The organism is Rhizomicrobium sp. (assembly GCA_037200045.1).
Taxonomy (GTDB): domain Bacteria; phylum Pseudomonadota; class Alphaproteobacteria; order Micropepsales; family Micropepsaceae; genus Rhizomicrobium.
In genome coordinates, this window is record JBBCHM010000001.1 from 529,871 (window position 1) to 554,592 (window position 24,722).

Genomic DNA, 24,722 nt, shown 5'->3' on the forward strand with positions numbered 1-24,722 from the left:
CCGATCAGATCTGGTCGCGCAGTGTAACCTTGAGATCGGCGGGTTTGCCATCGCGCAGCACGGTCAGCGTCACCGCGGTTCCCGCCGCGTCGTCGCGGAAGCGCTGGCGGATGTCGGGCAGCGCGGCGGGCTGGACCGGCTTGCCGTCGATCGCGGCGATGACGTCGCCGACCTTCAGCCCGGCCGCATCGGCGGGGCCGCCCTTGGTGAGGTCGATCACCTTGTAGCCGCCGGCGTCGATGTTGAACCACGCGCCGAAGCGGTCATAGGTGTCCAGATCGGCGATCGGGCCCGCCGCCGGCTTCAGGTACATCGTGTTGTTGGCGTAGTCGAAGGTGACGACGAAGCGCTTGAGGATGCCGCCGCCGATATTGCCGGCGATGGTCGGATCGGCGAAGGCGCCCGCCTTGTCGGTGCCCATGCCGACCACCGGATTTTCGACCGCGATCGACGGTCCGATCTTCAGCACGCCGCCGCGCAGCACGCGGCTGCGCGACGGGCCGCCGACGCCCCAGCCGTCCACCGCCTCGACCGTCTTGGTGGCGCCGTCGCCGATATGGTTGGCGGCGACGAAGGGCGCGTCGAGCGTCAGCGCGCTGCGCGCGCCGGTGTCGATCTGGAACTTGCCCGCGATGCCGTCATAGCTGCCCTCGGCGATGGCGGCGTTGCCGTTGAAGGCGATGCGGATCGCCGTGCCGGCGGTCTTGGAATCGAAGAATTTCGGATCGGTCAGGGTGATCGTCTTGGCGCCGTAATCGACCGTCGTGACGAAGCGGCGGAACACCTCATAGCCGATCATGCCGGGCATGTGCGTGCCGTTGGCCGCGTACATCGCATCGAGGTCGAAGGCGATGAAGAGCTGGTTGTCGACGGTGGCGCCGCCGATGTCGAGCTTGTCGACATGGGTCAGGCTCATGTCCACCGTGCCCTCGCCGGCGCCGCGCCCCTCGGCGTGGCCCTCGATCTTGAGGCCGAGCGCCTTGGCCAGCTCGGGCGTGACGATGTTCACCCCGCCGGTGTCGAAGATGAACTCATAGGGCCCGGTGCCGTTGATCTTCACCTGGGCGTGGATGTGATTGGCGATGAGGTCGAAGGGCAGCGTCACCGCATGCGCCCCGCCGGCGATGGCGAAATCGGCCGCGGCGGATTTCGGCGGCCCATAGAGCGCCGGATCGGATGTGGCGAGGAACTGCGCCTTGGTCAGCGTCATATGCTGATCGTATTTGACGTCGCCGGTGCTGATGACGGTATCGACCGGCTCCTGCACGCCGTCGAAGGCGCGGTAGTTCGTGAAGGTCGAGACCGTCATCACATTGGCCTGCGCTTCGTCGACGCGATGCAGCAGATGGGTCTTGGCGTCGAACCAGGCATCGAACGGCTTGCCGCCCTTGGGCGTCACCGTCAGCACGTCGTAGGTCACCCCGCCATCGGTCTTCTGCGGGTCTTCGACGATCGTCGCGCCGCCGTGATCGGGCAGCCACCACAGATTGGCGTTGCGATAGGCGTTGTTGATCGCGAGGGGCACGGAGTCGCCGGCCTCCTGCACGGTGACGATGCCGGAATTGTCCTTGGTCCAGACATGCGCGCCGTCATAGCCGTTGGCGCCCTTTATCGGTCCGATGGCGAAGTGCTGCTCGAACCGCCCGTCGGCGAGATCGGAGGTGCCGCTGGCCGTGCCGGTCAGGCCATTGCCGGCATAGTCGAATTGCAGCACAAGGGCGGCCTTGCCGCGCGCGGCGTCGGCGCCGGTCGCGGCGCGGTTGGCGGAAAGGATCTCGTCCGGCGACGCGGCGAGCGCGGTGGTGGTGGTGAGCGCAAGGGTGAGCATGGCGAGAGCGGAGCGCATGGTGTTTTCCCCTGATGACGAGTGGCAGATAGGCGCGACGGCGCGGCTGTGCAAGGGAGCCGGCGTCACGATGGCGTGCCGGATCGTATCGGCGGCGCTAGTATTTTTCTGCATTAGCGCAAGTGTTGCCGCCGCGCCGCAGCGTGTCGTTTCGACCAACCTCTGCACCGACGAATATGTCTTCCGCCTCGCGGAACGCGGACATATTGCTGCGCTGTCTTTCGAGGCCGGCGACCGCCATCCGGTGGTCTCGACCATCGCGGGCAAGGTCCGCGGCATCCCGCAAATCCGTCCCTCGGCCGAGACGGTGCTGAACTATCGCCCCGACCTGGTGGTGATGTTCGCCGGCACGCTGCCCCGGCTGCGGGCGGTGCTCGACGACCTGCATGTGCCGGTGCTGGAAGTGCCTTACGACGACTCGCTGGCGGCGATCCGGCGGACGACAAGCCGGCTGGGCGAGGCGCTCGGCGCGCGGGAGCGGGCGGCGGCGCTGCTCGCGCGCATGGACGGCGAACTGGCGGCGGCGCGCCGCGCGGCGCCGCGGCCGTCCGTCCGTACACTGATCTATGAGCCGAACGGCTATGCGACCTCCGGACCGGTGACGGAGGAGTTGATGGCCATCGCCGGGCTGGCCGACGCGGCGCCGGGCTATGCCCCGACGCGCAGCGGGCGCATCCCGGTGGAAGAGGTGATCGCGGCGGCGCCGGAGCTGCTGATCTACAGCGGCCAGCAGGACGTGGCGGACGCGCGCGCCAATCTGGTGCTGCACCATCCGGCGCTGGCGGCGCTGGGCGGGCGCACCTATGCGGCGTGGAATCCGCTGGTGCCGCTGCTCTGCGCCGGGCCGTGGTCCGCCGACGTGGCGCCGGTCTTCGCCGCGCTGGGGCGCAAGGCGCGGTCGCTTGCGCCCGCGCCGCGCCGCCCCTAAAACCGCTCCGACGCACGGACAAGGGAACGCGGTTCGAAACCGCGGCTGCCCCCGCAACTGTAAGCGGCACAGACGCCCATCCTTCAGGCCACTGGGAAACCGGGAAGGCGGATGCGGCGGCCGCGAGCCAGGAGACCTGACCGAGCGTGTCGTCCGTCGGGCGCCGGGGTTGGCGCGCGGCATGCGGAAACCGCAAGCGGCGACTCGAAGGAGTGCGGCCGCGTGGACGGGACGGTATTGGCGACGACAGGCGTTGGAAACGCGGCGCGGCGGCGCGCGCGCGCCACGACTTGCGTGCTGTTCGCTATCCTCGCCGTCGCGTTTTTCGTGTCGCTGCTGCTGGGCCCTTCGGATTTCACGTCGGGCGCGATCTTCAAGGGCCTGTTCGACGGCGAGGGCGTGGCCGGCATCATCGCGCGCGAGCTGCGCCTGCCGCGCGCCGGCCTTGCGGTCGTCGTCGGCGCGGCGCTGGGCGCGAGCGGCGCGGCGCTCCAGGGCCTGTTCCGCAATCCCTTGGCCGAGCCCGGCGTGACGGGCGTCACCTCCTGCGCCGGCCTCGGGGCCGTCGTCGCGATCTATTTCGGGTTGACGGTGGCGCATGTCTTCCTGCTGCCGCTGTTCGCGATCACCGGCGCGCTGGTTTCGGCCGGCATCCTTTATCTCTTGTCGCGGCGCGGCGCCGGCGCCATCGCGCTGGTGCTGGCCGGCGTCGCGGTCGCGAGTCTCGCGACGGCGCTGACGGCGCTGGCGCTGTCCTTCGCGCGCAATCCCTATGCGATGAGCGACATGGTGTTCTGGATGATGGGCTCGCTCAAGGATGCCAAGCCGGCCGACCTGTATTTCTCCGCGCCGCTGACGCTGGCCGGCATCCTGCTGCTGCTCAGCGCCTCGCGCGGGCTGGACGCGCTGACGCTGGGCGAGGAGGCGGCGCGGAGTCTCGGCATCGATGTCGGCTCGGTGCGCGGGCGCGTGGTGGTGGGCGTGGCGCTGGCGACCGGCGCGGCGACGGCGGCGGCCGGCGCGGTCAGCTTCGTCGGCATGGTGGTGCCGCATGTGCTCAGGCGATTCTACGGCTACGAGCCGTCGCGGCTGATCCTGCCCTCGGCGCTCGGCGGCGCCGTGCTGGTGACGGTGGCCGATGTCGCAATAAGGCTGGTCGCGCCGGACGGACAGCTCCTGCTCGGCGTCGTGACCGCGATGCTGGGCGCGCCGTTCTTCTTCTGGCTGATCCTCCGCCTACGGAGGGAAGCGTGAGCGCGGCCGTCGTCTACGAGGCGGTGTCGGCGGCCTATGGCGCGCGCGCCGTGCTCGACCGGGTGAGCGCGAGCTTCGCGCGCGGCGCCGTGACCGGGATCGTGGGACCCAACGGCGCCGGCAAGACGACGCTGCTGCGCGTGGCGCTCGGGCTGATGATGCCGAGCGGCGGAAGCGTGCGTATCCTGGACCGCCCGCTGGAAGACTGGTCGCGCGCCGCGCTGGCCCGGACGCTGGCCTATCTGCCGCAAGGCTCCGACGCGCATTGGCCGGTGCTGGCGCGCGAATTGGTGACGCTCGGCCGCCTGCCGCACCGCGCGCCCTTCGCGCCGCTCTCGGCCGAGGACGGCCGCGCCATCGACGCCGCGCTGGAACGCTGCGACGCGCGCGGTTTCGCGGGGCGGCGGATGGACGAATTGTCGGCGGGCGAGCGCGCCCGCGTGCTTTTCGCCCGCGCCCTGGCGACCGGCGCGCCGGTGCTGCTGGCCGACGAGCCGGCCGCCTATCTCGATCCGGCGCACCAGCTAAGGCTGATGAACCTGCTGCGCGAGGAAGCGGCGCGCGGCAGCGCGGTGGCGGTGACGCTGCACGATCTGTCGCTCGCCTCGCGCCATTGCGACGAGATCGTGGTGCTCGGCGCCGGCCGGGCGGTGGCGCAAGGCGCGCCGCGGGCGGCGCTGTCCGACGCGACGCTGGCGCAGGTCTTCGGCATCGCGGCGGAACGCGGGCCGAACGGAACTGTGAGCGCGATCCGCCTGCTGTGACTTGCCCCGGCGGCGCTTCGCTCGTCTAATCGCCGGCCAGGAGGACACGGCCATGACCAAGCCGAAGATCGACAAGGGCGACTATCGCCGCGAACTTCGCGAATTGCAGATCGAGCTCGTCAAGCTGCAGCGCCATCTGCTGAAGGAGAACACCCGCGTGCTCGTCATCGTCGAGGGCCGCGACGGCGCCGGCAAGGACGGCACGATCAAGCGGCTGATCGAGCATATGAGCCCGCGCGACACCCGCGTCCACGCGCCGGGCAAGCCGTCGGACCGCGAGGAGACCCAATGGTATTTCCAGCGCTTCATCCCGTTCCTGCCGAGCGCCGACGAATTCGTGGTCTTCAACCGCTCCTGGTACAACCGCGCCGGCGTCGAGCGCGTGATGGGCTTCGCGACCGAGGAACAGGTCGAGGAATTCCTCGAAGGCGTCGTGCCGTTCGAGAAGATGCTGGTGCGCGACGGCATCGCGCTGCGCAAATACTATCTCGACATCTCCAAGAAGGAGCAGGAGAAGCGGCTGGAGGCGCGGCTCGACAATCCGCTCAAGCAGTGGAAGTCCTCGCCGATCGACGCGCAGGCGACGAAGAAATGGCACGCCTATTCCAAGGCGCGCGACGCGATGTTCGCGCGCACCAGCCATCCCAACGCGCCGTGGCGGATCGTGCGCAGCGACACCAAGAAGATCGCGCGGCTGGCCTTCCTGCGCGACCTGCTGGGATCGTTCGACTATCCGCACAAGGACAAGGGCCTGACGCGCGCCGATCCGGACGTGCTGTTCGTGTGGTCCGCGGCGGCCAGGGAAGAGGGCCTGATCGCCAAATGAAAACGGCCGGCGCGTCGGCGCCGGCCGTTGCCAGGTCCGGCGGTCCTAGTGGCCCGGGTCGGTCGGGGTGCTGGACGTCGAGCCCTGGTCGCCCTTGTTGTCCGTCGGCGCCGGATCGGGCGCCGGCGTGCTTGGCGGCGGCGTGGCGGTCGTGCCGGTCGCGGGCGGCGGCGTCGTGGTGCTGGAATCGTCCGCGAAGGCCGGCGCGGCGATCGCCATTGCTCCGGCGATGGCGATAGAGGCCACAGTCATACCAAAAATGCGCATGGGATTTTCCTTGTTGATGGTTGCTGAACCAGGCGCTCCGTTACCGATTGTGCATGCGACGGCGGCCGAGACAAATTTTTTTTAACCGCGCCGTCAGGAAAAATCCGCTGACAGTACTTACTTATTGTTCCGTGCACGGACGAGCGAAACGAAATTACGCGCGAGGTTTCGCGAAACCGCGATTTCGATGAACTTCGCGACGGACGGAGAAGTTGACAGCCGATTACATTCGCGGCCGACAGGAGTTCCACGGATCGCCCGCATGCGAATCGCAAGCGCCGTTGTCATCCGCCGCGCATGCGGCGGACCCAGGTGACATCCGCACCGCGGGGCGTCACCTGGGTGGCCCGCAGTCGCGGGCCATGACACCTTTATTTATTCCGTCTACGGATGATGCAGGGCGACGACGTTGGCGGCGCGCGGCACCGGCGCGTGGCCGCGCGCGGATTCCAGGAACTCCGCGACGAAGGGCGTCGCCGGCTTGGCGCGCAGCACGGCCGGGGCGGCGACCTGCTCGATGCGGCCCTCGTTCATCACCGCCACCAGATCGCCCAGTTCGAGCGCCTCGTCCTGGTCGTGGGTGACGAACACGGTGGTCAGTCCCAGCCTTTCGTGCAGGCCGCGCAGCCAGACGCGCAGCTCCTTGCGCACCTTGGCGTCGAGCGCGCCGAACGGCTCGTCGAGCAGGAGCATGCGCGGCTCGATGGCGAGGGCGCGGGCGAGCGCGACGCGCTGGCGCTGGCCGCCGGAGAGCTGGCTGGGATAGCGCTGGCCGAGGCCCTCGAGCTGGACGAGGGAGAGCAATTCCTCGACGCGGCGCTTGATCTCGGCGCGCGTCGGCCGGCTGCGGCGCGGCCGCACGTCGAGACCGAAGGCGATGTTTTTCGCGACCGTCATGTGCTTGAAGAGCGCGTATTGCTGGAAGACGAAGCCGGCCCGCCGCTCGCGCGCGGGGATGGTCAGCCAGTCGAGCCCGGCGAAGGCGACATGGCCGAGATCGGCATGCTCCAGACCGCCCAGGATGCGCAGCAGCGTCGTCTTGCCCGAACCGGAGGGACCGAGCAGCGCGAGGAAGGTGCCGTCGGGAACGTCCAGGCTGACGCCGCCCAGCGCCTGGAAATCGCCGAAGCGCTTCTGCACCTTTTCGATCACGAGCGACATGCGAACTCCGTCAATGATGATGCGTCGCGGCGATCTCGTCCGCGTAGCGCCATTCCAGGAACGACTTGATCGTCAGCGTCACGAGCGCGAGCAGCGCCAGCAGGGCGGCGACCGCGAAGGCCGCGGAATAGTGATAGTCGTTATACAGCGCCTCGATCTGCAGCGGCATGGTGTCGGTGAGGCCGCGGATATGCCCGGAGACCACCGAGACGGCGCCGAACTCGCCCATGGCGCGCGCGTTGCACAGGAGCACGCCGTAGAGCAGGCCCCATTTGATGTTGGGCAGGGTCACGCGCCACAGCGTCGCCCAGCCGCCGGCGCCGAGCGAGACCGCGGCCTCCTCCTCGTCGCGGCCCTGGTCGGTCATCAGCGGGATGAGCTCGCGCGCCACGAAGGGGAAGGTGACGAAGATCGTCGCCAGCACGATGCCGGGCAGCGCGAAGATGATCTTGACGTTGTGCTCCGAGAGCCAGGGGCCGAACCAGCCCTGCAGGCCGAAGATCAGGACATAGATCAGGCCGGAGACGACCGGCGAAACCGAGAACGGCAGATCGATCAGCGTCAGCAGGAAGCCCTTGCCGGCGAAGTCGAACTTGGCGATCGCCCAGGACGCGGCGATGCCGAACAGCGCGTTCAGCGGCACCGCGATGGCGGCGGCGATCAGCGTCAGCCGGATGGCGGCGAGCGTCTCGGGATCCTGGATCGCCTCGCGCGCCGCCCGCCAGCCGTCGCTCAGCGCGCCGTCGAACACGTTGACGAGCGGCAGCACCAGGAACAGGCCGATGAAGCCGAGCGCGATCAGCGTCAGCGTCCAGCGCAGCAAGGGATGGTCCTCGGTCGGACCGCGCGGGCGGGACGGGGCTTTCATTGCCGCGACGCCGACCAGGATTGCAGCAGGTTGAGCGCCAGCAGCATCACGAAGGACGCCGCCAGCATGATCACGCCGATGGCGGCGGCGCCGGCATAGTCGTTCTCGTTCAGCTTGATGATGATGAGCAGCGGCGCGATCTCGGAGATGCCGGGCAGGTTGCCGGCGATGAAGATCACCGAGCCGTATTCGCCGACCGCGCGGGCGAACGCCATCGCGGTTCCGGTGAGCAGCGCCGGGGTGAGCGCCGGCAGCACGACGCGGCGCATCGCCTGCCAGCGCGTGGCGCCGAGCGTGGCGGCGGCTTCCTCCGCGTCGCGGCCGAGCTCGGCCAGGATCGGCTGCAGCGTGCGCACCACGAAGGGCAGGCCGATGAAGGTCAGCGCCAGGACGACGCCGGCGGGGGTGTAGGCGATCTTGATGCCGGCCGCTTCGAGCGGCGCGCCCATCCAGCCATGGCGCGAATAGAGGGCCGAGAGCGCGATGCCGGCGACCGCGGTCGGCAGCGCGAAAGGCAGGTCGACCACCGCGTCGACGATGCGTTTGCCGGGGAAGCGGTAGCGCACCAGCACCCAGGCGACGATCAGTCCGAACACGGTGTTGATCGCCGCCGCGATCGCCGCGCCGCCGAAGGACAGCTTCAAGGCATGCAGCACCCGCGAATCGTCCAGCAGATCGATAAAGCCGCTCCAGCCGATCTCCCAGGGCCGGATGATCAGCGCCGCGAGCGGCACCAGCACGATCGCCGACAGGTAGAAAAGCGTAAATCCGAGCGACAGCCCGAAGCCGGGCAGCGCGCTCGGATTACGCCATCGGCGCCCGGCGTGCGGAGGCACGCCATTGAACTTGGCCGGGAGGGACGCGGCGATGCCGTTCATCACTGACCGGGCTTGTAGATCTGGTCGAACACGCCCTTGTCCGCGAAATAGGTGGACTGCGCCTTCTGCCAGTCGCCGAAGATGTCCGAGAAATCGTAGAGCGTGATCTTCGGGAAGTCGGCGGCATGGGCGGCCAGCACCGCCGGGTCGCGCGGGCGATAGAAGTTCGCCGCCTCGATCTCCTGGCCCTGCTTGGTGTAGAGGAAGTTCAGATAGGCGGTGGCGACGTCGCGGGTGTGATGCTTGTCGACATTGACGTCGACCAGCGCGACCGGCGGCTCGGCCTGGATCGACACCGGCGGATAGACGATCTGGAAGTCCTCGCCGCCCGCTTCCTTCAGCGCCAGCCGCGCCTCGTTCTCCCAGGACAGCAGCACGTCGCCGATGCCGCGCTGCGCGAAGGTCGTGGTCGAGCCGCGCGCGCCGGTGTCGAGCACCGGAACGTGCTTGTAGAGCGCGGTGACGAAGGCCTTCGCCTTGTCGGCGTTGCCGCCGGGCGCCTTCAGCGCATAGGCCCAGGCCGCCAGGAACGACCAGCGCGCGCCGCCCGAGGTCTTCGGGTTGGGCGTGATCACCTGCACGCCGGGCTTGATGAGATCGGGCCAGTCCTTGATCTTCCAGGGATTGCCCTTGCGCACCAGGAACACGATGGTCGAGGTGTAGGGCACCGAGGCGTTGGGCAGGCGCGTCGCCCAGTTCTTGGCCGTCAGGCCCTTGCTGGCGATGGCGTCGATGTCGTAGCCGAGGGCGAGGGTGACGACATCGGCTTCCAGCCCGTCGGTCACCGCGCGCGACTGCGCGCCGGAACCGCCATGGCTCTGGTTGATCGTGACGTCGTCGCCATGCTTGGCCTTCCAGTCGGCGGCGAAGGCGGTGTTGATCGCCTTGTACAACTCACGGGTGGGGTCGTAGCTGACGTTCAACAGCGTGATGTCGGCCGCTTGCGCGGTGCTGGTCGCGAACAGGGCGGCCGCGGCAAGGGCGGCGAGGAGGCGCTTCATAAAGGGAACTCCCTTCTCCAATAGAGCTAAACGGTTCAAAGCGAGATTTGGGCGCGCAGGGCGATGGTCGAAAGATTCTGTCCGCCGTTGACGGTGGGCAGCGACGGTGTGCCGGTGGTGGTCACGGCCGCCGGCGACTGCAGGCGGCTGACCTGGATATACTGATACTGCACGGCGAATTTGACGAAATTGTTCGGGTACCAGTTCAGCGCCGCCGTCACGATGCGCTGATCGCCGCCGCGCACCGTGTTGTAATAGGTGTAGGTGCGGCTCAGCCCGCTCGGCCAGGCGGTGATGACGTTCGCCGGGTCCAGCGCATGGCTGTTGAGGTCCAGCTCGCTGAAGCGGCCGGCCAGTTCGAACGCGCCCCAGCCCGCGTCGGGGCCGAAGCCGAAGGGATGGGCGACCTTGGGCGCGGTGAACGACCCGGTGGCCTGGTTGTAGGGCTTCTGCTCGCCGGTCAGGATCCAGGTCGCCTGGGCGTACCAGCCCGAGAAGCTGTTGTTGGACGGCTGCAGGATCGAGGTGTGCGAGGTGGCGGCGGCGGTGAACTGGGTGAAGGCGACCGGCGCGCGGTCGACCTGGAAGCCGTAATAGCCGGCCTGGCCGTAGAAGTTCAGGAAATTGCCGGCCGCTTCCGCGCCCCATTGCGAGACATGCTTGGTGGGCAGCGAGCCGGTCGTGGCCAGCAGCGTGCCGTTGGAGTCGATGGTCAGCTCCGGCGGATCGGACAGCGTCACGCTGTTGAGCGCGGTGGCGCCGGGCGTGGTGGAGAGGTTCGCCGAGCCATGGGGCACCGAATCCGGCGGCTTGATCACATAGGTGCCGTTGATGCCGACGACGAAATTGGCGCTCGCGGTATGCCAGAAGCGGTCCGACAGGCGGCCGACCACGGCCTGCTGCTCGTCGTAGTTCGGCGCCACCGTGGCGCCGGCCGCGGCCAGCGCCTTGGCGCCGTCCTGCACCTTGTTGCCGGTATAGGAAACCGCGCCGAACACTTCTTCTCCGAGATAGAGGAGAGACGCGGAGACGCGCCCGTCGCCGCCGGCGATGTTGCGCTGCAGGTCGGACGGGGCGTTGCGCTCCAGGAAGATGGTGTCGCCGGCCGAGGTGCCGTCCTCGATGCTGGCCGGCGGCGGATAGGCGCCGACGCGGAAGGCGAAGGGCGCCAGGCCGTCATATTGCAGATAGACCGACTGGATGTGGCCGGGCGTTTCGGTGCCGCCGCTGCCGCCGAAGTCGAAATTGAGGTTGTAGGACCAGTTGCCGAACGCCTTGCCCTGCAGGCCGAGATAGACGCGGCGGAAATTCGCGCCGCTGCCCAGATCGGGGCCGAAGGCGGTCGGCAGCGACGAGGCGGCGTTGCCCTGCGAGTAATAGCCCCAGTCGAGCTGGGCGAGGCCGCGGATCGCGAGGCTGAAATTGCCGTCGGGCGAGGTGAAGGTCGGCCGCCCATTGTCGAGCTTGATGTTGACAAGGCCGGCGAGCTGCCGGTTGCCGTCGTCATACTGGCTGGACTGGCTGCGTTTCAGGTCGACGAGCTGGGCGTTGACGTTGTTGAGCTCGTCCTCGAGGGCGCGCAGCCGGTCCTCTGTGTTGTTGCTGGCGGGCGCGGCGGCGGCGAAGGCCTGCGGGGCGGCAAGCGTGGCGGCCGTGGCGAGAAGCGCGGCGCCCAAGGCGCGAAGGCGGATAGTCATGCGGTTGTGTCCCTCCCATGGCGGCGCTGCCCGCGCCGTGTCGGCGGAATATTGTTCTAAATATCTACCTAGTCAATAGAGATTATGTGGATAACCCCATGACCCGGGTGGGGAATGGTGTGGTGGGGGCGGGGGGCTCGATATCTGAGTTGAATGTTCCTTTAATCCCCGGTGTCATCGCCCGCGAATGCGGGCGACCCAGGTGACATTCGCAGGATGTCGAAGGCTTATTACGTCTACATTCTGGCGAGTGCGCGCAACGGCACGCTCTATATCGGCGTGACCAACGATCTCGCGCGGCGCGTTTGGGAGCACCGGGAAGGCCTGGTTGACGGCTTCACCAAAAAGCAGGGCGTGAAGATGCTCGTCTACTACGAGGTGTTCGACGATATCGGCTTTGCCATCGCGCGCGAGAAGCGATTGAAGAAGTACAAGCGCGAATGGAAGATCAACCTCATTCAGCAGAATAATGTCGAATGGCGCGATTTGTATGAGACGCTGTTCTAACCCCTCCCCGGTGTCATGGCCCGCGAATGCGGGCCACCCAGGTGACATCTACGCCGCTGATTTCACCTGGGTCCGCCGCATTCGCGGCGGATGACACCTGTTTGGGTGATAGAGCTGCGCCTCACCCCCCTTGTTGCGCCTCACCCCCTTGTCACGAACGTATCGATCACTTTTTTCTCGCCGGCCTTGTCGAACGCGACCGTGAGCTTGTTGCCTTCCACGCTCGTCACCCGGCCATAGCCGAATTTCTGGTGGAAGATGCGGTCGCCACGCGCGTATTCGCTCGCCGCCGGGTCGCTCGTTTGAATGGAATGCGCCTGCGCCTCGATCAGCGGCGGGCGCGTCCGCGCCCCGCCATTCGCCGCGCGGTTCGCTTGCGCGCGCTTCCAGCCCGGCGAGTCATAGGTCGAGGCGAAGCCGCCGGCGTTCATGTTGTCGCGAAAGCCGACGCTGCCGCCATAGAAGCCTTCGTCGACGCTGGTCTCGACATGCTCCTCCGGCAACTCCGTGATGAAGCGCGAGGGTAGGGCGCTCTGCCAGCTCCCATGCACCCGCCGGTTCGCCGCGAAGCTCACCCGGATGCGCTGGCGCGCCCGCGTCAGCCCGACATAGGCGAGCCGCCGTTCCTCCTCCAGGCCCGCCAGCCCGTTCTCGTCCATCGTGCGCTGGCTCGGGAACAGGCCTTCCTCCCAGCCGGGCAGGAACACGGTGTTGAACTCCAGCCCCTTGGCGGCGTGCAGCGTCATCAGGTTGATGCGGTCGCCGGTCTCGTCCTGCGCGATCTCCATCACCAGCGACACATGTTCGAGGAACGCCGCCAGCGACTCGAAGGTCTCCATCGAGCGGACGAATTCCTTCAGATTATCCAGCCGCCCCGGCGCCTCGGCCGATTTGTCGGCCTTGAGCATGTCGGTATAGCCACTCTCGTCGAGCACCATCTCGGCAAGCTCCGTATGCGGAATGACCCGCGCGGTGTCGGTCCAGCGCGCGAAATTCGCCGCCAGCTCGCCGAGCGCCTTGCGCGCCTTGGGCGGCAGCTCGTCGGTCCCGGCGATCTCGCGCGCCGCGCTCAGCAGCGGCATGGTCCGCGCCCGCGCGAACTGGTGCAGCGCCTGCACCGAGGCATCGCCGATGCCGCGCTTGGGCTTGTTGACGATGCGCTCGAAGGCGAGATCGTCGTCGCCCTGCGCGATCAGCCGCAGATAGGCCATCGCGTCGCGGATTTCGGCGCGCTCGTAGAAGCGCGGGCCGCCGATCACCCGATAGGGCAGGCCGAGCGCGATGAATCGGTCTTCGAATTCGCGCATCTGGAACGAGGCGCGAACGAGAATGGCCATCTGGCCGAAGGCCTGGCCCTGGCGGTGCAGGTCCTCGGCGTCGGACGCGATGGTCCGCGCCTCTTCCTCGGCGTCCCACACGCCCTGGACCTTGATCTTCTCGCCGGCATCGCCCTCGGTCCACAGCGTCTTGCCGAGCCTTCCCTTGTTGGCCGCGATCAGCCCCGAGGCGGCGCCGAGGATCGCCGGCGTCGAGCGGTAATTGCGTTCCAGGCGGATGACTTTCGCGCCCGGGAAATCGCGCTCGAAGCGCAGGATATTTTCCACTTCCGCGCCGCGCCAGCCATAGATCGACTGATCGTCGTCGCCGACGACGCAGACATTGCCGGACGAGGTCGCGAGGATCTTCAGCCACAGATACTGGACCGCGTTGGTGTCCTGGTACTCGTCGACCAGCATGTAGCGGAAGCGGTCGCGGTAATCGGCCAGGATATCGGGATGCGCCTTCAGGATATTCAGCGTGTGCAGCAGCAGGTCGCCGAAATCGGCGGCGTTGAGGTCCTTCAGCCGCTGCTGGTATTGCGCGTAAAGCTCGCGCCCCTTGCCGAAGGCGTAGCCATGGCCCTCGCCCTCCGGCACGTCCTTGGGCGACAGGCCGCGATTCTTCCAATCGTCGATGGTGGAAGCGAGCGTGCGCGCCGGCCAGCGCTTCTCGTCGATGCCGGCGGCCTCGATGAGCTGCTTCATCAGGCGGAGCTGGTCGTCGGTGTCCAGGATGGTGAAGTTCGACTTCAGGCCGACGAGCTCGGCGTGCCGCCGCAGCATGCGCGCGCCGATGGAGTGGAACGTGCCGAGCCACTGCATGCCCTCGACCACGCCGCCGATCAGGGCGCCGATGCGCTCCTTCATCTCGCGCGCCGCCTTGTTGGTGAAGGTGACGGCGAGGATCTGCCCCGGCCATGCCTTGCGGGTCGCGAGGATATGGGCGAGGCGCGTGGTCAGCACGCGGGTCTTGCCGGTGCCGGCGCCGGCCAGCACCAGCACCGGCCCGTCGGTCGCCTCGACCGCCTCGCGCTGTTCGTTGTTGAGGCCCGCGAAATAGGGCGGCTCGCGCGGAACCGGCACCTGCGGCTCGTCCGAGCCGAAAGCGTCGTCCAGGGGATCGTTGTAGCGGTTGCCGTAGCCGCTCATGCGCGCGATTCTGAAAGCATGGAACCAATGTAGAACTTGTGGGCCGCGATTTCACCCCTTGCGGGGGTGCAACTCCCAGCTTCTTCCAGGCCGCCATTCGGCGGCCTTTGGCACGCGGAGCCGCGGAGAACGCGGAGTCGGAACAATCTCCGCGTTCTCCGCGGCTCCGCGTGAGTCATCGGCCTCTTCCGGATTCGGCGTCAGAACAGCCGGCGGGCGAGCCAGGCGATGGCGAATGCGCTCGCGGCCATGACGATGAGGCCGATCAGCCGGCCGGCGCGGCTGTCGTCCTGCCGGGCGATCCAGAACAGCGCGAAGCCGGCGAGGAAGACCGCGAGCAGCACAAGCAGGCCGGCGAGATGCGCAACGATATGCATGCGCGCGAGGTTGCCAGAAATGTCGCCCCCGCGCGATGTCGGCCGCTCAATTTCTATCCGCGCTGCCCACGCGCTGGGCATCAACCAGTTCGACAATGGGCATCGCCGCGCCGTCATCGCCGCATGGAAAGGCGCCGCATTTCATGCACAATGGTCCACAGGGGTGGTGTTGGGGCACACGGCGGATGAACAAGGCCGGATGGTTGGATGTGTGGCATTTGGCGCTCGCGGTCGCGGCGCGCCAGCCGCCCTTCGTTCAGATCATGTATGCGACAGGCGCGGTTTTCATCGCCGTAATGGCGATCGAGGGCGTGCGCACGAGCTTCGCCGCGATCTGGCGCGCCCACACCGCCAAGCCGGATCTTGTGCCCGCCAAGAGCGAGCCGGTCGCGCTCGCCGCGCCCGCCGCCGTCGCCGACATCGCGCCGACGCGCGCTTTTTCCGCGCGCAGTGTCCCGCGTGCCGCACCAACCTGCGCGCGAAAACGCAAGCCGTTAACCGTAACGGCCCGCCAATTCCGCAGTCCGCGCCCCACGATCCGCCGTCATCCGATGCTCGATGGCCCGAGCGCCGGCGAATTGCCGCAATTTTCGGCAGACACGGTCCTGCAACATGAAGGCGTATAGTTCCCGCCGATTTACCACGAGGGGGAACAGCGTGCAGGAAGACATCGGAAAACTGGTCGTTCGGCTCGGCGTCGGCGGGCTGCTTCTGTTTCACGGCGTTCACAAGCTTCTGACCGGCATCGCCGACATCAAATCGCTGGTGGTGGCGCATCATTTGCCCGAGGCCGTCGCCTATGGCGTCTATGCGGGCGAGATCCTGGGGCCGATCCTGGTGATCCTCGGCCTGTTCGCGCGGCTGGGCGGGTTGCTCATCGTCGCCAACATGATCGTCGCCGTCGTGCTGGCCGGCACGGCGATGCTGTTCCAGCTCAATGCCTATGGCGGCTATGCGCTGGAGCTGGAGACCTTCTACCTGCTCGGCGGTCTGTCGGTGGCGCTGCTCGGCGCCGGCCGGATCGGCCTGAACATCGGCGGCGACTGGAACTGAATCTACCCTCCCCTTGAGGGAGGGTCGTCATTTCAATGCCCGCCGCGGGCATCGCCCGCCGGTGTAAGAATTCCCTTCTCCCACCGACTATCTGGGAGACAGGAAAACAGGGCAGGGATTTTGACAGCCGGGACGAACGCTACCGAAGCGCGGCGGGCGAATATGGTCCGGCGCTCGAAAGGCTGGCGCGCGCCGTCGAGGCCGATCCCGCCGAACGCCGCGACCTGCTGCAGGAGATCCACTTCGCCCTGTGGCGCAGCCTGGCGGGGTTCGACGGCCGCTGCTCGATGCGCACCTGGGTCTATCGCGTGGCGCACAACACCGCCGCCTCGCATGTGACGGCGCGCCGCCGGGCGGGCAGGGGCGTGAGCATCGAGGAGATGGATTTCGCCGACGCCGGCGCCGGGCCAGAAGAAGCCCTTGGCGAGCGGCAAACGCTGGACCGGCTGATGGCGACGATCCACGCGCTCAAGCCGGCCGACGCGCAGATCATGCTGCTCTATCTCGAAGACATCGACGCGGCGGGCATCGGAGAGATCACCGGCATGACCGCGGGCGCCGTCGCCACCAAGATCCATCGCCTCAAGGCGGTGCTCGCCAGACGCATCCGGGGAGGCATCGATGACTGACATCAAGACCCTCTGGAAGAACCAGCCAGCGGAGGAAACCGTGACGCTCGCGAACATCCACGCCAAGGCCGCGCAGTTCCAGCGGCGCATCTTCCGGCGCAACGCGATCGAGTATATCGCCTCGGCGTTCGTCGTCGCGGTGTTCGGCTGGTATGCCTGGGTCTTTCCGGGCTGGATGATGAAGACCGGGAGCGTGCTCGTGATCCTGGCCGTGCTCCACATCGTGTGGCGGCTCCATCGCCAGGGCGCTTCGCGCGCTTTGCCCGATGCGCTCGACCTCGTTGCCTTCCATCGGCGCGAACTTATGCGCCAGCGGCAGCTCCTGCGGACGGCATGGTCCTGGTACATCCTGCCGACCGTGCCCGGCATGGTGCTCATGCTGCTCGGCCGCTGGTATCAGGCGCACGTGCCCTGGCGAACGCTCGCGTCCGACCACGAAGTGATCGTCCTGGGCGCGATCATCGCGGCGTTGATCGTGGCGATCGTCTGGCTGGTCCAGGTCATCGGCGCGGCCAGGCTGCAACGGAAGATCGACGAACTCGACAGGCTCAAATGAGGATCGCGTCGTCAATGCCGGTTCTCGACCATGTCGGACATCTGCCGCATCACCATCATTGGATCGGCGTGGCCGTCGCCATCGGGGTGGCGCTGTTCGCCGCGGCTGTGGGCGTCGTGCTCGCGCTGAGCGGCCGAAAGGACACCGACGACTAGTTCAAACACTCGGTGTCATCCGCCGCGAATGCGGCGGACCCAGGTGAAATCTGTACCATCTGTGCCGACGCCAACTGGGTGGCCCGCATTCGCGGGCCATGACAACCTTTTTTTGAGTCCCGTGAACTTGCGGTTCGGGCGATAGATCACCGCAGCAGGAAATGCCCCCTGAGGCCCGCGATGGGCTTGGTTTCGTCGTCCTGCCACATCGTGGCGTGGACGTTCACCACGCGGCGGCCCTGGCGTGCCAGCGTCGCGCTGGCGTAGCTCGCGACCGGCCGGCCGGTCCGCAGATAGTCGATCGTGATGTCCACCGGCTTGGGCAGCGAGGCGCTGCGTGTCGCCCACACCGTCTGCACGATCGCCGCGGTCTCCAGCAGCGAGCCGATCACCCCCGCCATGGATCGCCGGCAGCACCGGATTGCCGATGAGCCTGGCGTCGAACGGCATTTCGAGCACCACGCGCTCGCCGTCGCGCCGCGCCGAAAGGCCGAGGAAGGCGCAATAGGGCACCGCCGCGACCAGCGCGCTCATGTCGGGCGCGACGCCGTCCCGCGCCGCCTTGGCCAGCAGATCCATCGCCTCAGCCCGCCCGCGCTTCGGTGATCATGAAGGTCGCCGTGGCAAGCGCGATCGGCTCGTCCGCGCTCTCCTGGAAGGCGCGGCCGCGCGCGAACACGATCTGGCGGGTGATCTTCACGCATTCGGCCGCCACCAGGATGTCGGCGCCGGGCGTGGCCGCCTTGAGATAGTCGATCCGCAAATCGAGCGTCGCGATGGCCCGCATCCCGCCCGCCTCGGGCGTGCGCTGGCTGAGCGCCGAGCCCACCGCCATGCCGCAGGCCTGGTCGAGCAAGGCGGTGATCGCTCCGCCATGGACGACGCCGGTCTGCGGATTGCCGACAAGGTGCGGCGCATAGGGCAGGCGCATGAGGCTGCGCCCCGGCACCGCCTCGACCACGCTGGCGCCGAGCGCGTTCAGGAAGGCCGTCCCGCCCTGGGCGGAGATCGCCCGCTGGAATGTCTCGTTGGGAGGATCGCTCATGGCCGGATCGTCGCCTGTCGGCCGCGATATGTCATGCCCGGATGGGCGGATATCCCGCGACACCCTTGCAACCGTTCGGGCCGGGCACCAAGTAAAACGGGTCGGACCGCCCCGAGCGGGCGCCCCGGCCGGTGCGGCAGGGGGAGACCCCGGCGCTTTTCTTCGTGGTTCGAATGGGGGAAAAGTCTCTCGTGACCTCGAAAACAGTACGATGTGGTGCAGGTCGTCCGGCCCACTATATATAGTAGCGCCCAGCCAACTGCCCCGCATAAAAATTGACGAGGTGTCACCAATCGTTAGAGTCCGCCGGTCACTCAGCGAGACCGTCATGGATTCGTCACTTCTCAAGCCCGTCGTCCGTCCCGAGCCGCTCGGCAAGCGCGAGCAGACCAAGGTGCAGAACCGGGAGCTGATCCTGGACGCCGCCCGCAAGGTCTTCGCCGAGCTCGGCTTCGGCGCCACCACGGTGCGCGACATCATCCGCGCCACCCCGCTCGCCTCGGGCACCTTCTACAACTACTTCAAGTCCAAGGAGGAAGTGTTCCAGGCCATCCAGGACGAGCTGGCGCTGACGATCCGGCCGCGCCTGCGCGACGAGCGTCGCAAGGCCAGGACCGTGGAGGAGTTCATTTCCTCCACCTTCCGCACCTTCCTGGAGTTCATGGCGGAAGACCACATGGCCGTCCGCACCATCCGCCACAGCGCCGACACCACCAGGTTCCGCGTCCACACGCCCGAGATCGTCGCCGGCTTCGAGGAGCTGCGCGAGGACATCGAGAAGGCGATCCAGGAGGGCCTGTTCCCGCCGATCGACGCCGACTACCTGATGGCCGCCATCGTCGGCGTCGCCTTCGAGGTCGGCGAGCGCATGGTCCAGCGCGAGAAGCGCGATCCCGTGGCGGCCGCCAATTTCGCCACCGCGCTGTTCATCGGCGGCATCCGCACCCTGCCCAACGCCGACTGGCCCGCCGCCGCGACGGGCACGGCGTGAAAGCCATTCTCTGCCGCGCGTCGTCGGACGACATCGCCACGCTGACGCTCGAAGACGTCGACCTGCCGCCGCCCGGGCCGGGCCAGGCGCGGGTACGCATCCGCGCCGCGGCGGTGAACTTCCCCGACATCCTGACCGTGCAGGGCAAGTACCAGCACAAGCCCGAGCTGCCCTTCATCCCCGGCACCGAAGCCGCCGGCGACGTGATCGCGGTGGGCGAAGGCGTGTCGAACCCGAAGGTTGGCGATCGCGTGATCGTCGGCGGCCTGGGCTGCTACGCCGAGGAGATCCAAATCGCCGCCGCCGGCCTGCGCCCGATCCCCAAGGGCATCGGCTATGCCGAAGCGGCGAGCTTTACCGTCGCCTATCTGACCGCTTACGTCGCGCTGGTGCGCCGCGCCCGGCTGGAGGCCGGCGAATGGCTGCTGGTGCATGGCGCCGCCGGCGGGGTCGGGCTGGCGGCGGTCGATCTCGGCCGGCATCTGGGCGCCAAGGTGATCGCCACCGCCTCGACCGAGACCAAGCGGTCCTTCCTGAAGGATTACGGTGCCGACCACGTGCTGCCGCCCTTCGGCTTTCGCGAAGCGGTCAAGGCGATCACCGGCGGCGAGGGCGCCAATGTGATCTACGATCCGGTCGGCGGCGAGGTGTTCGACGAGAGCACGCGCTGCATCGCCTTCGACGGCCGCATCCTGATCATCGGATTCACCTCGGGCCGCATCCCATCGATCGGCGTGAACCTGCCGCTGATCAAGGGCTATTCCATCCTGGGCGTGCGCGCCGGCGAATACGGCCGCAAATTCCCCGAGAAGGGCCGCCAGAACATGTTCGCGATCACGAAACTTCTGGCGGAAAAGAAAATCCATCCGCACATCCATGCGCGTTTCCCGCTGGCGCAAGCGGTGGATGCGATGCGCACCCTCCAGGACCGCAGCGTGATCGGCAAAGTGGTGATCGAACCTTAGATGGCGCGCTGGAAACAGGAAGAGACGGTCGAGGCGCAGCTGGAATTGCTGCTGCGCAGCCTGTGCGACGACTGGGGGTTCAACCTTTCGGACGCCAAGGTCCGCGCCATCGTGACGGCCAAGCGGATCGACGCCAGGCAATTCGCGCTCGACGTCCTGAAGGCCGATGGTTACGAGGACCCCGAAGACGAAATCCGCTGGATCCGCCGCATCAAGCGCCGCTTCGTCCAGCACTTCGGACAATTGGTGGTCGAGCAATAGTCACGTGCCTATGCCGCAACCGAAGGCGTTCCCGTCGGGATGAACAGGTCGGCCGGCAAATGAAAGTGGTCACGCAGCCGCTTGACCATCGTCATGCTCAGTTCGCGCTTGCCCGCCAGGACTTCGCTGACGCGGCTGGGTGTCCCGAGCAGGGGCACCAGGTCGGCACGGGTCATGCCGTGCTGGTCCATCAGATAGGCGAGTAGTGCCGGCAGGCTCGCGTGGCGGCGCGGCCACCGCGATTTCTCATAGGCTTCGACCAGTCGCGCCTGCGCCGCCATCCGGGGGCGGTCGGCAGGATCGTCCGACGCCATGAGCTTTTCGATCAAGCCAAGCGCCTCGCGGTGGTCGGCATCGTTTTGAACGATGATCAATGTCGCTTTCATCACACAGCCTTTAGTCTAGGCGACCGTTTGGGGACCAGAATCCGCGAATGGATGGCGTAGTAATATCTGGTTCAGTGCTGCAGCGCAGCGTGTCCTCCAGGCCGGGTCGATCTCACCTAGAAGCTCCAACTGGCGGGAAAAAAGGATTCGGCGAAAATCCTGCTTCTCGTCGCGGTGATGAAGCTCATATTCCGACGCGGCTCCGAACGTCACACCGTCGAATACCCAATAGAGAAGCTCGTCCAGGTCAGCGGTAGTATGCCTCTCAAACTCTTTGCCACGCTCCCTAACGACGAGGTGATACGCCCTGTCCACTTCGATGAAAGGGCATGCAAAGTCGTTGCTCTGATCCAGGTATCGAAAATCGGCTGGTTGAAATCCGTGTTTGGCACCGATCTCCAGTGCTTGGGCTACAATCGCGGAGGTTGAGGAAAGAGGCACTTCTTTCGCCTAGTTTAGCTTATCCAGCGCCTTCAGGATCGCCGCCGTCATTTCGCTGGTGCCGACCTTGGTCATGCCCGGTTGCATGATGTCCGGGGTGCGGTAGCCTTCCGCCAAAGCGCGCTCGACCGCCTTCTCCAGCAGCGCCGCGTCGTCGCCGCGGCCGAAGGAATAGCGCAGCGCCATCGCGAAGGACAAAATGCACGCGATCGGATTGGCCACGCCCTTGCCGGCGATGTCCGGCGCGCTGCCGTGAATCGGTTCGTACAACGCAAGCTGTTTGCCGTTCGCGTCCTTCGCGCCCAGCGAGGCGCTGGGCAGCATGCCGAGCGAGCCGGTGAGCTGTGCCGCCTCGTCCGACAAGATGTCGCCGAACAGATTGTCGGTCACGATCACGTCGAACTGCTTGGGATTGCGCACCAGCTGCATCGCCAGCGCGTCGGCCAGCATGTGCGACAGCGCCACGTCGGGGAATTCCGCATCGTGCACCTTCTGCACGACCTGCTTCCACAAGACGCCCGTCACCATCACATTGTTCTTCTCGGCCGAGGTCACGCGACCCCCGCGCAGCCGCGCCAGCGCGAACGCCACCCGCGCGATGCGCTCGATCTCGTGCGTGGTGTAGACCTGGGTATCCACCGCGCGCTGCTGGCCGTCCGCCAGCGTGGTGATCTCCTTCGGCTCGCCGAAATAGACCCCGCCGGTCAGTTCGCGCACGATCAGGATGTCGAGCCCCGCCACGATCTCGGGCTTGAGGCTCGACGCATCCTTCAGCGCATCGAAGCACAGCGCCGGCCGCAGGTTCGCGAACAGGCCGAGGTCCTTGCGCAGGCGCAGGAGGCCGCGCTCCGGCTTCTTGTCGAACGGCAGCGCGTCCCATTTGGGCCCGCCGACCGCGCCGAACAGCACCGCGTCCGCCGCCTTGGCCTTCGCGATGGTCGCGTCCGGCTCGGGCGTGCCCAGCGTCTCATAGGCGATGCCGCCGATCGGCGCTTCCTCGGTCTCGAACGCGATGTTGCGGTTCTGCTCGAACCAGCCGAGCACGCGGCGCGTGTCGGCGATCACTTCCGGCCCGATGCCGTCGCCCGGAGTCAGCAGCAGTTTGAAGGTCATGATCTCAGGCCCACGGCATGTCGCGGGCGCGTTTGGCCTCGAAGTCCGTGATCTTCTGCTCGGCGCGCAGTGTCAGCCCGATGTCGTCCCAGCCGTTGAGCAGGCATTGCTTGCGGAACGGGTCGATGTCGAACGTGATGCAGCCGCCGTCCGGCCCGCGGATTTCCTGCTTCTCCAGGTCGATGGAGAGCACCGCATTGGCGCCGCGCCCGGCGTCGTCCATCAGCTTGTCGATCTCCGATTGCGGCAGCGCGATCGGCAGGATGCCGTTCTTGAAGCAGTTGTTGTAGAAGATGTCGGCGAAGCTCGGCGCCAGCACGCATTTGATCCCGTAATCGAGCAGCGCCCAGGGCGCGTGCTCGCGGGACGAGCCGCAGCCGAAATTCTCGCCGGTGACGAGGATCTGCGCCTTCTTGTAGGCCGGCTTGTTCAGCACGAAATCGGGATTCACGCTGCCGTCGGGCCGCGTGCGCATCTCGTGGAACAGCGCCGAGCCGAGGCCGGTGCGCTTGATGGTTTTGAGGAATTGCTTGGGGATGATCATGTCGGTGTCGACATTGATCATCGGCAGAGGCGCCGCGACGCCTTCGAGTTTGGTGAATGGTTCCATGGCGGGCGCGACCATAGCGATGCGACCACATGCCCTCAAGCTGGAATTATTCCAATTCTCCCGCCGCCGCGATAGGCTCGGCCCTGGGGCAGCGATGGGGTGGTGACATGTTCGGGTTCTTGCGTGGCAGGCGTGCCGCGGCGGCACCGCCGAAAATCGAAGCCGCTCCGGCGCCCGAGCCGCCCAAGCCCGCCGCCGCACCGGCCGCGCCGCCGCTTCCGCCGCCCCTGAGCGGCGGGGATTTGCACATCCCGCGCGCCAAGCTGTCGCAGAAGACGCTGCACATGCATTACGCGATCAACTCGATCCGCGAGGAGCTCGAGGCGGTCGACTGGTACCGCCAGCGCGCCGAGGACACCGACGACGCGGAGCTGAAGGCGATCCTGCTGCACAACGCCGACGAGGAGATCGAGCATGCCTCGATGATCCTGGAATGGCTGCGCCGCGCCGACGCGCGCTTCGACAAGGAGCTGCGCGAATACCTCTTCACCGACGGCCCGATCGTCGCGATGGAGAAGCGGGCGATGGGGCGGAGTTAGGTTCGCGTTACCAACCAGAACCGCTGTCATCCGCCGCGAATGCGGCGGACCCAGGTGAAACCTGCGGCGCTTCTGCGGACATCTTTCGAATAGACCTACGCAGCGCAACAACAGCCCGAAATTGAAGCCCGCCAGCACGTTTGTCAGCTGGGTCCGCCGCATTCGCGGCGGATGACATCGAGAGCTGTTGACGCCGCCCTAAAGCGGCTCCGTGTCGTGGAACCGCGTCAGGTCCACCACGCGGCGGCCCTGCTTGTTCAGCGACAGCACGTCGACGAATTTGTGGCCCCAGACGATGTCCTCGGGCGCGTAGGAATGGCGGGCATAGACCCGGTCGGCCAGCGCCTCGTCGAGGCCGCTCAGCATGATGATGATCTCCATCTCCTGCGCGACCATCGCCTCGCGCGTGATGCCGTAGAGCGGGCTGTGCCGGTCGATGCGGTGCATGATCGTCCAGGACAGCGCGAACAGCGAGCTGCGCTGGCGCGCCGGCTTCAGGTCCTCGAAGCGGCGCATCTCCAGCCCCTCGCGCGTCACCTGCTGGCGCGCCAGCGTCACGCGGATCTCGGCATCGACGATGGAATTGCCGCGCTGGTTGGCGGTGCGGAACATCAGCGTCGGCACGCCGTCGAACGGCAGCACCACGGCGCTGCGCGAGAACACGATGCGCGCGAAGGGCCGCGACGCCCGCGCGAACGTCACGCCGGTGAACAGCGCCGTCGTCAGGATGCCGAAAAAACCCTCGATGCTGACGATGATGTTGGCGTAGGTCGTCTGCGGCACGAAGCCCGAATAGTTGATCGTCGCGATGGTCTCGACCGCGAACAGATAGACGTCCCAGAAATTGCCGTGCCGCGCATGGGCGAGCGGCGTCGGATCGGCGAGATAGAGCAGGGCGAAGACCAGCGTGATGACGATGAAGAAGGCGAGCAGGCCCAGGAAGAACAGCCACCACGGCGCGGTCAGCACCGCGTGGTAGAAATCCAGCCAGCGCGTCTGGTCCTGGCCCTTGACGATGGCGACGCGCGCGCCCGGGCGCGCGAAGGTCAGGTTCGGCGGCTGGCGCGGCTTGTTGGCTTCGGCGCGGCCGTCCGGATTTTCGCCTTGTCCGCTCACGCTCCGGCCCGTTCCTGTGG

At 67.1% G+C, this 24,722-nt stretch carries 30 protein-coding genes and 1 riboswitch; of the genes, 14 read left to right on the plus strand and 16 right to left on the minus strand.

Annotation, left to right across the window (positions count from 1 at the left end; translation table 11 throughout):
• Positions 1 to 4: 4 nt before the first annotated feature.
• Positions 5 to 1,846 carry an aspartyl protease family protein gene (locus WDM86_02370; GenBank protein MEI9988859.1) on the minus strand — a complete coding sequence of 614 codons (1,842 nt, stop codon included), beginning with the start codon at positions 1,844 to 1,846 and terminating at the stop codon, positions 5 to 7.
• Between WDM86_02370 and WDM86_02375 the strand changes: the two genes are divergently transcribed.
• From WDM86_02375 to ppk2, 4 genes are all read left to right on the plus strand, one after another.
• Positions 1,827 to 2,774, plus strand: a complete 948-nt coding sequence (locus tag WDM86_02375; protein ID MEI9988860.1) for an ABC transporter substrate-binding protein — start codon at positions 1,827 to 1,829, stop codon at positions 2,772 to 2,774. The genes WDM86_02370 and WDM86_02375 overlap by 20 nt on opposite strands.
• 20 nt (positions 2,775 to 2,794) lie before the next feature.
• Positions 2,795 to 2,912, plus strand: a riboswitch (cobalamin riboswitch).
• 84 nt (positions 2,913 to 2,996) lie between these two features.
• The gene (locus WDM86_02380) at positions 2,997 to 4,028 is read left to right on the plus strand and encodes an iron ABC transporter permease (protein MEI9988861.1); all 1,032 of its coding nucleotides are present in this window, start codon (positions 2,997 to 2,999) and stop codon (positions 4,026 to 4,028) included.
• Positions 4,025 to 4,792: an ABC transporter ATP-binding protein gene (locus WDM86_02385; GenBank protein ID MEI9988862.1), complete on the plus strand. Its 768-nt coding sequence runs from the start codon at positions 4,025 to 4,027 to the stop codon at positions 4,790 to 4,792. The genes WDM86_02380 and WDM86_02385 overlap by 4 nt, the downstream gene beginning before the upstream one ends.
• Positions 4,793 to 4,844: 52 nt before the next feature.
• Positions 4,845 to 5,618 carry a polyphosphate kinase 2 gene (gene ppk2 / locus WDM86_02390; protein ID MEI9988863.1) on the plus strand — a complete coding sequence of 258 codons (774 nt, stop codon included), beginning with the start codon at positions 4,845 to 4,847 and terminating at the stop codon, positions 5,616 to 5,618.
• A 45-nt stretch (positions 5,619 to 5,663) separates the two neighbouring features.
• On the opposite strand, the gene WDM86_02395 is transcribed toward ppk2, so the two are convergent.
• From WDM86_02395 to WDM86_02420, 6 genes are all read right to left on the minus strand, one after another.
• Positions 5,664 to 5,885, minus strand: a complete 222-nt coding sequence (locus WDM86_02395) for a hypothetical protein (protein ID MEI9988864.1) — start codon at positions 5,883 to 5,885, stop codon at positions 5,664 to 5,666.
• Between the two features lie 384 nt (positions 5,886 to 6,269).
• Complete coding sequence (gene cysA, locus WDM86_02400; GenBank protein MEI9988865.1) at positions 6,270 to 7,046, minus strand: sulfate ABC transporter ATP-binding protein; 777 nt, start codon at positions 7,044 to 7,046, stop codon at positions 6,270 to 6,272.
• A gap of 10 nt (positions 7,047 to 7,056) precedes the next feature.
• Entirely contained in the window at positions 7,057 to 7,914 is an 858-nt protein-coding gene (gene cysW / locus WDM86_02405) for a sulfate ABC transporter permease subunit CysW (protein MEI9988866.1), read from the minus strand.
• Positions 7,911 to 8,792, minus strand: a complete 882-nt coding sequence (cysT, locus tag WDM86_02410) for a sulfate ABC transporter permease subunit CysT (protein MEI9988867.1) — start codon at positions 8,790 to 8,792, stop codon at positions 7,911 to 7,913. Before cysT ends, cysW begins: the two co-directional genes overlap by 4 nt.
• Positions 8,792 to 9,793 carry a sulfate ABC transporter substrate-binding protein gene (locus tag WDM86_02415; protein MEI9988868.1) on the minus strand — a complete coding sequence of 334 codons (1,002 nt, stop codon included), beginning with the start codon at positions 9,791 to 9,793 and terminating at the stop codon, positions 8,792 to 8,794. The genes cysT and WDM86_02415 overlap by 1 nt, the downstream gene beginning before the upstream one ends.
• Before the next feature lie 35 nt (positions 9,794 to 9,828).
• Complete coding sequence (locus WDM86_02420) at positions 9,829 to 11,490, minus strand: porin (GenBank protein MEI9988869.1); 1,662 nt, start codon at positions 11,488 to 11,490, stop codon at positions 9,829 to 9,831.
• A 216-nt stretch (positions 11,491 to 11,706) separates the two neighbouring features.
• On the opposite strand from WDM86_02420, the gene WDM86_02425 reads away from it, so the two are divergent.
• Entirely contained in the window at positions 11,707 to 11,997 is a 291-nt protein-coding gene (locus tag WDM86_02425) for a GIY-YIG nuclease family protein (GenBank protein MEI9988870.1), read from the plus strand.
• Between the two features lie 140 nt (positions 11,998 to 12,137).
• Here the strand turns inward: WDM86_02425 and WDM86_02430 are convergent, their stop codons facing one another.
• Positions 12,138 to 14,465 (minus strand): UvrD-helicase domain-containing protein, encoded by a 2,328-nt coding sequence (locus WDM86_02430; protein MEI9988871.1) that lies wholly within the window; start codon positions 14,463 to 14,465, stop codon positions 12,138 to 12,140.
• 200 nt (positions 14,466 to 14,665) lie between these two features.
• Entirely contained in the window at positions 14,666 to 14,842 is a 177-nt protein-coding gene (locus WDM86_02435) for a hypothetical protein (GenBank protein ID MEI9988872.1), read from the minus strand.
• 185 nt (positions 14,843 to 15,027) lie between these two features.
• On the opposite strand from WDM86_02435, the gene WDM86_02440 reads away from it, so the two are divergent.
• The 5 genes from WDM86_02440 to WDM86_02460 are packed head-to-tail and all read left to right on the plus strand — an operon-like array spanning position 15,028 to position 17,235.
• Positions 15,028 to 15,468 (plus strand): hypothetical protein, encoded by a 441-nt coding sequence (locus WDM86_02440; GenBank protein ID MEI9988873.1) that lies wholly within the window; start codon positions 15,028 to 15,030, stop codon positions 15,466 to 15,468.
• Positions 15,469 to 15,499: 31 nt separating this feature from the next.
• Positions 15,500 to 15,895, plus strand: coding sequence for a DoxX family protein (locus WDM86_02445; protein MEI9988874.1), 396 nt, complete (start codon positions 15,500 to 15,502; stop codon positions 15,893 to 15,895).
• Between the two features lie 35 nt (positions 15,896 to 15,930).
• The gene (locus WDM86_02450) at positions 15,931 to 16,524 is read left to right on the plus strand and encodes a sigma-70 family RNA polymerase sigma factor (GenBank protein MEI9988875.1); all 594 of its coding nucleotides are present in this window, start codon (positions 15,931 to 15,933) and stop codon (positions 16,522 to 16,524) included.
• Complete coding sequence (locus tag WDM86_02455; GenBank protein MEI9988876.1) at positions 16,517 to 17,080, plus strand: hypothetical protein; 564 nt, start codon at positions 16,517 to 16,519, stop codon at positions 17,078 to 17,080. Before WDM86_02450 ends, WDM86_02455 begins: the two co-directional genes overlap by 8 nt.
• A gap of 14 nt (positions 17,081 to 17,094) precedes the next feature.
• Entirely contained in the window at positions 17,095 to 17,235 is a 141-nt protein-coding gene (locus WDM86_02460; protein ID MEI9988877.1) for a hypothetical protein, read from the plus strand.
• Positions 17,236 to 17,381: 146 nt separating this feature from the next.
• Here WDM86_02460 and WDM86_02465 read toward each other — a convergent pair whose 3' ends face one another.
• Both WDM86_02465 and WDM86_02470 read right to left on the minus strand, forming a co-directional pair.
• The gene (locus WDM86_02465) at positions 17,382 to 17,636 is read right to left on the minus strand and encodes a PaaI family thioesterase (protein MEI9988878.1); all 255 of its coding nucleotides are present in this window, start codon (positions 17,634 to 17,636) and stop codon (positions 17,382 to 17,384) included.
• Between the two features lie 182 nt (positions 17,637 to 17,818).
• Positions 17,819 to 18,280, minus strand: coding sequence for a PaaI family thioesterase (locus WDM86_02470; protein ID MEI9988879.1), 462 nt, complete (start codon positions 18,278 to 18,280; stop codon positions 17,819 to 17,821).
• 328 nt (positions 18,281 to 18,608) lie between these two features.
• Between WDM86_02470 and WDM86_02475 the strand changes: the two genes are divergently transcribed.
• From WDM86_02475 to WDM86_02485, 3 genes are read left to right on the plus strand one after another with little or no spacing between them, the layout of a single operon-like run.
• Positions 18,609 to 19,271, plus strand: coding sequence for a TetR/AcrR family transcriptional regulator (locus WDM86_02475; GenBank protein ID MEI9988880.1), 663 nt, complete (start codon positions 18,609 to 18,611; stop codon positions 19,269 to 19,271).
• Entirely contained in the window at positions 19,268 to 20,236 is a 969-nt protein-coding gene (locus WDM86_02480) for an NADPH:quinone oxidoreductase family protein (GenBank protein ID MEI9988881.1), read from the plus strand. Before WDM86_02475 ends, WDM86_02480 begins: the two co-directional genes overlap by 4 nt.
• Positions 20,237 to 20,497: a hypothetical protein gene (locus tag WDM86_02485; protein MEI9988882.1), complete on the plus strand. Its 261-nt coding sequence runs from the start codon at positions 20,237 to 20,239 to the stop codon at positions 20,495 to 20,497.
• Between the two features lie 8 nt (positions 20,498 to 20,505).
• Here the strand turns inward: WDM86_02485 and WDM86_02490 are convergent, their stop codons facing one another.
• From WDM86_02490 to leuD, 4 genes are read right to left on the minus strand one after another with little or no spacing between them, the layout of a single operon-like run.
• On the minus strand, positions 20,506 to 20,883 hold the full coding sequence (locus WDM86_02490; protein MEI9988883.1) for a hypothetical protein: 378 nt from the start codon (positions 20,881 to 20,883) through the stop codon (positions 20,506 to 20,508).
• A gap of 15 nt (positions 20,884 to 20,898) precedes the next feature.
• The gene (locus WDM86_02495; protein ID MEI9988884.1) at positions 20,899 to 21,324 is read right to left on the minus strand and encodes an Imm63 family immunity protein; all 426 of its coding nucleotides are present in this window, start codon (positions 21,322 to 21,324) and stop codon (positions 20,899 to 20,901) included.
• 9 nt (positions 21,325 to 21,333) lie between these two features.
• Positions 21,334 to 22,437 carry a 3-isopropylmalate dehydrogenase gene (gene leuB / locus WDM86_02500; protein ID MEI9988885.1) on the minus strand — a complete coding sequence of 368 codons (1,104 nt, stop codon included), beginning with the start codon at positions 22,435 to 22,437 and terminating at the stop codon, positions 21,334 to 21,336.
• Positions 22,438 to 22,441: 4 nt separating this feature from the next.
• Positions 22,442 to 23,047, minus strand: coding sequence for a 3-isopropylmalate dehydratase small subunit (gene leuD, locus WDM86_02505; protein MEI9988886.1), 606 nt, complete (start codon positions 23,045 to 23,047; stop codon positions 22,442 to 22,444).
• A 107-nt stretch (positions 23,048 to 23,154) separates the two neighbouring features.
• On the opposite strand from leuD, the gene WDM86_02510 reads away from it, so the two are divergent.
• Entirely contained in the window at positions 23,155 to 23,586 is a 432-nt protein-coding gene (locus WDM86_02510) for a hypothetical protein (protein ID MEI9988887.1), read from the plus strand.
• A gap of 198 nt (positions 23,587 to 23,784) precedes the next feature.
• Here WDM86_02510 and WDM86_02515 read toward each other — a convergent pair whose 3' ends face one another.
• Entirely contained in the window at positions 23,785 to 24,702 is a 918-nt protein-coding gene (locus tag WDM86_02515; protein ID MEI9988888.1) for an ion channel, read from the minus strand.
• Positions 24,703 to 24,722: the final 20 nt, after the last annotated feature.